This is a genomic window from Actinoplanes sp. NPDC020271 (assembly GCF_044388125.1).
Taxonomy (GTDB): Bacteria; Actinomycetota; Actinomycetes; order Mycobacteriales; family Micromonosporaceae; genus Actinoplanes.
In genome coordinates this window covers 20,059-27,088 of the sequence record NZ_JBIRWQ010000052.1, presented here as the reverse complement: position 1 = coordinate 27,088, position 7,030 = coordinate 20,059, and the positions used below count along the sequence as shown (strand labels likewise).

Genomic DNA, 7,030 nt, shown 5'->3' with positions numbered 1-7,030 from the left:
AGGACCTTCGACAAGCCCTATTTTCCCTGATCAGAAGGCACTTCTGCGTTTCCGGCCCACTCCTTGGACAGCCCTTAACGAAGGGCCGAGGTTAGTGTGCTGCTGATCGTCAGCGAGATTTTTGACGGCTGACTCGAGCACCACTATGGCTTTTGTGGGACTCTTCAAGAGAAGCTGGCAGGTCCCTTCGTAGACTCGCACGCGGTTAACGCTCCAGTCGCTATATAGTCCGATGCGGTCTTCGGGCTTAATCTCCGCGGCTGCCTCGTAAGCGCGTTCCAAAGCCAAATCGGCCTCGCGCCGCAGGTTGAGCGCAGCGAAGGTTTGCGCCTGTTCTGCTGCGATCCGAGCGCGCGCTGGCGCCGTTAACAGGTCAGAAGCTCCAGCGGCCTCGTCGAGGAGTCTCAAACCCACCATGACGTCACCGTTGGCCTCGATTAGGGTCGACGCTTCAGAATGAAGATTGCTTTCGAATATGCGTGCCGTAGCTCCAAGGTGAGGATTCTTCAACTGGTCAGCAAGGCGTCTGGCATAGGCGCAATGCGCTAGGGCCATGCTCCGATTTCCCTGAGCGCTCCACAGCCGACTAGCAACGATGGAGGCTTCACCAAGCATTGCGCCGATTTCTTTCCGAATGAGCTGTGATCCCGGATGCCGATATAGCGTAGACAGGCATTCGCGATGCGCCTCAACCAGATTTAGCAGTGCCGCAGGTGCGACATTCTGCCGTTGCTGCGCAAGCATACTAGTGACTACAGAAAAACTATTCCAGTCGCCGGCAGGCGAGCCGAAGATCTGGAAGTCATCAACCAGCGAGCCCGGCGGCCTTTCGCCCATTCTGGTCCAGGTGCCCGCATCTTCATGGCCTGACTCGGCGCCGACCGCAGAAGCCGGCGATCCAGATAATAACTGGGCTTTCCAGCGGTTCGTAGCTGCTGCAATGACGTCCGAGTATTCGGGGCTCGATGATCTTGCCAGTTGTGCCGAATTGACTGTCGAGATTGAACTGACTTCGGCCGCCGAACCGGCGCCTACAGCTTGTGGGGTTCGTCGATCGAAGAAGCCGATTTCCGGATCGGTGGCAACTTGAAGTGTCTGCCGATATGCGGCGCGACGCGGTTGGCGCGGCCAGGTCACCTGGCCGCGTTCGATCTTGCCGATGTCGTTGTCCGAGACCCGGTAGGCATCGGGGACGAGTCGATTGACGGCGTCGGCGAGGTTCCGTCTGCTGCCGAACAAGCGTCGGCGCGCCTCGCGGAACAGGGTGTTGGGAACCGCGTCGTGCGCAGACATCGCCGCCTCCTGCAGACGTATGCTCGAATAGGGAATGATCGACAGCTTTCCAGTCCGGGCTGTCTTTCTTCGCGCCATGTTGGTCGAGTCCTACTTGGTCATAGCATCGTGATGACTGCCAGCCGTCGCCACGCGGTGTCGGAAAGCGCACAGGGCTGGAGGCTCTGTGCGCTTGCGGCAAGGCGTTGAGCAAAACCGACGACTCCGGCTCCCGCCATCTTCGGTTCTCGCGGCAGTAGCCAACCTGAACCCGTGTAGTACCGCCTGTCCGCTGTCGAACAGCCAGCTGCGCGCACCACGGATCCCGTTCGCTCGGTACCGCGTCCAGCGCGGGCATCGCATCTCCTTCTGCGCGGAGCGGAGGCTGCAGCGAGCAAGGCCTACGTATAGTGATGGGCGGCCTACTGGTCCGCAAGGGCATAGGTTGGGGCAGGCCACCCATCGGTGTTAGGGCTTGGACCGCCGTCAGCGGTCGAAGTCGCCGTCCTTGGCGCCACCGACCCAGGCGGCGAACTCCTCGTCGGTGAAGACCAGCGACCCGGCTTCTGGGCGCTTGGAGTTGCGCACCTCCACTCCGCCCTCGGGGAGATACTTGACCTCGACGCAGTTGGATGCAGGCGCCGAGCGGCCCGACTTAAACCACACTCCTGTCGGGCGGGGGGCCGCTGATGCCGCAGTGGTTTCCATACTCATCTCCTTGCTAACAATTCCTGCGCCAGGGTGGCGAGAAGTTCGACGGAATCGGCCGCGCTCAGCGCGTCTTCCTGCAATTCAGAACGCAGGCTGGCATAAAGGCCAACTTTGTTCTCATCGGTAAGGACCATGTCGTCGATATTGGTGTCGACGGTGACGACCTCAAGACCGACGGGGTCGGTATAGGTGTAATACGAGAATGCGCTACGGGCTTGCAACCGCTCCGCGAGGGTCACATCGAGCGGCAGGACACGTACGGTGACTGCCCGCAGGTTCAGCGTTGCACCGATCAGGTGTTCCAGCTGGCCGTGCATGACGTCGGCAGGGGCCGTTCGGCGGCGAAGGGCCGTTTCGTCGATGATCACCTCGTATGGTGTCGCGGCCGGCGCGGACAGGATGGCCTGGCGTTGCTGTCGCGCTTCAATATCGCGCGCGGTGGAATACCGGCGGCTGCGGGCGATGCGTGCGGCCTCGGCGCGGGCCCGTGCGAAGTCCGGCGTCTGCAAGAGTCCGGGAATGAGAAACGGCTGGTATTCGAAGATCGCTGCGGCGCCTGCCTCCAGGTCGGCGGTCTGCGCCTGGCGTGGACCCATCTCGTCGTCATAGCGCTTCCACCAGCCTTGCGCCGCGGCCCGTTCGGCAGCTCGCATGATCTTGGCGTGACTAGGGGCCGCTGCGCCGAGGGCTTCCAGGATGAGTCGGATGGCCGCCGGATCGACCGGTCGATTGGCTGTCTCGATATGGCTGATCTTCTGCCGTTGAAGGCCGGTCTCCTGCGACAGTCTGTCAGTGGTGTATCCGGCCTGTTTGCGAGCATCGAGGATCGCCGCGGCGAGCCAAAGCCGATTTACATAAGGGCTGAAGTTCACAACGCGACCTTCCCTGCTCCGCCGCATTCGATGATGCCGCTCGACGGGTAGCGGCGACGTCGGCATCGTAACCCACTCACGAAACGCAGCCTGGAGCTCCGGAATCCCGCCCAGTAGAGTTTCCGCAGCTCACGGCGGAAACTTCCCGCGCCGATTCCCTTTTAAATTCCTCTCGATTCCCATGAAACAGGGATTCCTGTCGCCTTGCGGCTAGGCGATTGTGGAGGCACACAGATTAGGCATCTCCTCGAATTGCAGATACAGCGGTGTCGAGCCTCGCACTGCGCTGCAGGTCAGATGTCGAGAACGATGCACTACCGCCGGCCACACGACGATGCGAGGAGCCGATCATGGCTAAAGCCGCCGCGAGCACCAGTGTCAGCGGCGTCGACACGCGTGTGCCGCATTCCGCGCGGGTCTATGACTACTGGCTAGGGGGCAAGGACAACTTCGCGATCGACCGCGCGGTCGGCGAGGCGATGATTCAAGCGATCCCCGGGATGCGGTACATGGCCGCAGAGAACCGCAAGTTTGTCCACCGCGCCGTCCGCGACCTGGTCGCCAAGGAGGGCATCCGGCAGTTCCTTGACGTGGGAACCGGTATCCCTACCCCGCCGAATCTGCACGAGATCGCGCAGACGGCTGCCCCCGAGACCCGCGTCGTCTACGTCGACAACGACCCGCTTGTCCTGGCACACGCCCGTGCTCTGCTAACGAGTACCGCCGAAGGACGCTGCCGATACCTTGACGCGGACCTTCGCCAACCGCAGTCGATCCTCACTGACGCTGTGCTTGCTAAGACTCTCGACTTGACCAAACCGGTCGGCCTCACCTTGATCGCTGTCCTCATGCTGTTGACCGATGAGGACGACCCATGGGCTACGGTTGCGCAGCTGCGTGATGCGATGCCCTCCGGCAGCTATCTGGCCATCACTCATCCGACGGCTGACTTCAACCCGGATGAGGTCCAGCAGGCCGTGGCTGCCGCCACCGATGCTGGCATGACTCTGGTCCCTCGCAACCGCGGCGCGGTCGCCAGCTTCTTCGGAGACTGGGAACTTCTGGAACCTGGCTTGGTGCCGGTCTCCGCCTGGCGCCCGGACGAGCCCTCTGCGGGCAGCCCGCAAGCGGCCTACTACTGGGCGGGTGTGGCGTGCAAACCCTGAAGAACTGTCGCAGCGACGCATTGGTGGAGCGGTTGTGACTGCCGGTGCGCTCGAGACGGCGAGGATGGCGCTCACGGTGGTGCGGCAGCAGGTGCTGCACCAACCGGCCATCGCTGCGCGGACGCTGCGCCGTTCAAGCAGCGTCGAATCCGAGGGCCCCAGTGCCGCGCTGCCAGCCATGGTCCGGTGCGGGCTGCTAGCCGAGACACACCTGCGGCTGAACGCCCCGGAGACTGCATTCGCCACAGTCGTCGACGCGATCGGCGCTTTCCGCAGTGCCAACCATCAGGCAATCGATGATGCGACGTCCCCAATGATGCTGCCCTTGGCCGCCGTCTGGGCCGACCTTGCCGTGTACGTGGGCCACGAGGACGCGGTGCTCGCCTGCCGGACCTATCCGGCATTAGCGGTTAGGTCGGGTGACCGGCGGCGAGTCCTGATGGCCGCTGCACTTCGGGCGACGGCGGTGTATCACCACGAGGACGGCGCCCTCGGCCATGCCGAGCTTGGACGGGTTTTGTCCTGCTACCGCGGCGAGCACGGCGACGACCTGGTCGACCGCATGCTTGCCGAAGCCCGCACGACCGCACGACCGCAACCGAGGGTCTCGCCGACGGCCGCTACGCGCCCGGCCCCCGAGCGTTCCAGATTCCGGTACCCGGCGGCTGGCTATGCCCGGACTACACCTTGGCTCACCGTGGCTACCTGGCTAGCCGGCTCCAGCTTCACTCTGCGTCTCGCCCGCCCATCGGCGCAAGGACGGTGGCATGAACGCCGTGGCCGAAGACAGCAGTGCGGTGCCGCAGCGATGGTGCCCCTCTCTGTAGCCACGCAGCATCGAAGGCGACGGCAGCTCAACCCTTCACTGAGTCAGGTTTCCGGCCGCATCACCAGAGAGGAGACACCGATGGCCAACAAACGCAACAAGGATTTCGAGGATCATCGGCTGGTTCTTTGGTCCCCGACACAGCCGGGGATCAAGATGTCGCGAGCCGAACTCGCAGCTGCCGTCAACCGCAAACTCGCCCAGCTTTACCCAAACAGGCGGTCGCTGCGCGTCACTGCCCGATGGATCAAGGACGTCGAGTTGGGCAACACGACCTGGCCCGGTCCGGAACGTCGGCGAGCACTGCGCATCGTTCTCGGGGTCTCCTCCGACGCCAAGATCGGCCTCTTCGACTCACATCCCCGCAACAGCGTCGCGGCCGGGGACGGCCCCTTGCAGACCGCCGCTGATCCAGGCCAGCCGACCGACGTGCCGGCGCCGTCCCTCCTGCGCCGGACGGTGGCAGATCGGCGCACGAGACAGGTCGGCCAGCAGGTGGATTGGACAGTGCCTCGGGCTGGCCGTGTCTACGACTACCTGCTAGGTGGCAAGGACCATCGAGCGCCGGACCGGGCGATGGGCCAGGACCTGCTCGCCGCGTTCCCAACCGCACGAACCGCGGCGGCGGCGACGCGAGCGTTCCTGCAGCGCGCCGTCCGCATCCTTACGGGCGAGGGGATCCACCAGTTCCTGGACATCGGCGCCGGCATTCCCCTGCCCGGCTGTACCCACGAAATCGCCCAGTCGATCGCCCCGGTCAGCCGCGTGGTGTACGTCGACATCGATCCGGTCGTCATGCAGCACATCCAGGCCCGGCACGTCAGCCATCCCGCCGGTCACGTCGACCACGTCCAAGCCGACGTCCGTGACCCGCAGACGATCTTCGACAGTGCCGCAGTCCGCGGCACTCTCGACCTGCGTCAGCCGGTCGCCGTCCTGCTCGGCGCCGTCGTGCACCACATCCCCGACGACGAAGACGCCGCCACCGCGGTCAAACAGCTCCTGGCGCCGCTGCCAACCGGCAGCTTCCTGGTGATCTCCCACGCCACCACTGACTTCAGCGACCACGACCAGGTCGCCGTCTACGAGCAGATGTATGCCGCCGGCCGGACTCCGGTGCGCGCGCGATCCAAGCCGGCCATCGGGAACTACCTGCATGGCTTGAACCTGGTAGAGCCAGGCCTGGTTCCCGTCGCCGCATGGAATCCCGACGCCGGCACGACCGTGCCGCGCCCCGAGGAGATCGGTATGTACGGCGTTGTGGGGAGGGTCCGATGACCGTTTCACCAGCCCCGGTTTCGGGCCTCGTTACGACCGGCAGCTACACCGCAGGCAACGTGCCCAGCCGCAGCAGGCGTGGTCAGCCCAGCAGTGCCGGCCGCTACGACTACCTGCTGGGCCGCAATGACAACACCGCCGCCGATCAGGCCTCGGCCGCAGCGATCACCGACTTTCTGCCCACCGCGGCCCTAGCCGCCCGCGCCAACCGCCGGTTCGTCTGGAACGCGGCCAGCGACCTGGCCGGCGCCGGCATCGGGCAGTTCATCGACATCGGCACCGGAATTCCCGCGCTGCCAGACATCAGCGGCCCGCACATCCACAACTGCGTGCACTGGAAGAACCATCACGCCCCGGTGGTGTACGTCGACAACGACCCCCACGTCGTGGACCTGGCACGAAGCAGACTCATCAACCAGCCCGGCCGCGGCCAGATCACCGTGCTGCACGGCGATTTGCGCGATCCCGATGACATCCTCACTCGAGCTGTCGAACAAGGCGGGCTCGACCCTCGCCGGCCCATCGGCATCCTGCTGACCGCGGTTCTGCACTACCTGCCCGACGACGACCGCCCCTACGAGCGGCTCCGCGAGCTCGTCGCGACCCTGCCGGCCCGCAGCGCCCTGGTCATCAGCCACCTCAGTCTCGACCTGCTGCCCACGGGTCTGCACTCCCAGGTGCCCGACATCATCGCCGCGTCCGGCATCCCGGCCTTCCCCCGCCCGCTGGCCGAGATCAGCCGGTTCTTCGACGGTCTCAAACTCACCACGCCCGGCATCATCGCCGTACACCGCTACCGCAGCAGGCCGTATGAACGCTCGCGGTTCGAACTGCTACCCGACACCGCTGTCGGCCTGTACTGCGGCATCGGCCGCAAACCCGACTGACTCTGGCCCGCCGCTCGT

Annotated in this window: 6 protein-coding genes; 3 read left to right on the top strand and 3 right to left on the bottom strand. The window is 64.7% G+C overall.

The annotated features are described in order from the left end of the window. Positions 1 to 30: 30 nt before the first annotated feature. From ACH442_RS46820 to ACH442_RS46810, 3 genes are all read right to left on the bottom strand, one after another. Positions 31 to 1,293, bottom strand: a complete 1,263-nt coding sequence (locus ACH442_RS46820; protein WP_396344697.1) for an XRE family transcriptional regulator — start codon at positions 1,291 to 1,293, stop codon at positions 31 to 33. 465 nt (positions 1,294 to 1,758) lie between these two features. Beyond that, positions 1,759 to 1,980 (bottom strand): DUF397 domain-containing protein, encoded by a 222-nt coding sequence (locus tag ACH442_RS46815; RefSeq protein WP_396344696.1) that lies wholly within the window; start codon positions 1,978 to 1,980, stop codon positions 1,759 to 1,761. Between the two features lie 2 nt (positions 1,981 to 1,982). After that, positions 1,983 to 2,855 (bottom strand): helix-turn-helix domain-containing protein, encoded by an 873-nt coding sequence (locus tag ACH442_RS46810; RefSeq protein WP_396344695.1) that lies wholly within the window; start codon positions 2,853 to 2,855, stop codon positions 1,983 to 1,985. A gap of 350 nt (positions 2,856 to 3,205) precedes the next feature. Here ACH442_RS46810 and ACH442_RS46805 point away from each other — a divergent pair, with 350 nt between their 5' ends. From ACH442_RS46805 to ACH442_RS46795, 3 genes are read left to right on the top strand one after another with little or no spacing between them, the layout of a single operon-like run. Then, positions 3,206 to 4,021 carry an SAM-dependent methyltransferase gene (locus ACH442_RS46805; protein ID WP_396344694.1) on the top strand — a complete coding sequence of 272 codons (816 nt, stop codon included), beginning with the start codon at positions 3,206 to 3,208 and terminating at the stop codon, positions 4,019 to 4,021. 34 nt (positions 4,022 to 4,055) lie between these two features. Further along, positions 4,056 to 6,125, top strand: coding sequence for an SAM-dependent methyltransferase (locus ACH442_RS46800; RefSeq protein ID WP_396344693.1), 2,070 nt, complete (start codon positions 4,056 to 4,058; stop codon positions 6,123 to 6,125). Continuing rightward, positions 6,122 to 7,012, top strand: a complete 891-nt coding sequence (locus ACH442_RS46795) for an SAM-dependent methyltransferase (RefSeq protein ID WP_396344692.1) — start codon at positions 6,122 to 6,124, stop codon at positions 7,010 to 7,012. Before ACH442_RS46800 ends, ACH442_RS46795 begins: the two co-directional genes overlap by 4 nt. The last annotated feature ends 18 nt before the right edge of the window (positions 7,013 to 7,030 follow it).

Bases quoted from the DNA above. Each gene is read 5' to 3' on its own strand.
- ACH442_RS46820 (WP_396344697.1), bottom strand. From the start codon at position 1,293: ATGTCTGCGCACGACGCGGTTCCCAACACCCTGTTCCGCGAGGCGCGC.
- ACH442_RS46815 (WP_396344696.1), bottom strand. From the start codon at position 1,980: ATGGAAACCACTGCGGCATCAGCGGCCCCCCGCCCGACAGGAGTGTGG.
- ACH442_RS46805 (WP_396344694.1), top strand. From the start codon at position 3,206: ATGGCTAAAGCCGCCGCGAGCACCAGTGTCAGCGGCGTCGACACGCGT.
- ACH442_RS46795 (WP_396344692.1), top strand. From the start codon at position 6,122: ATGACCGTTTCACCAGCCCCGGTTTCGGGCCTCGTTACGACCGGCAGC.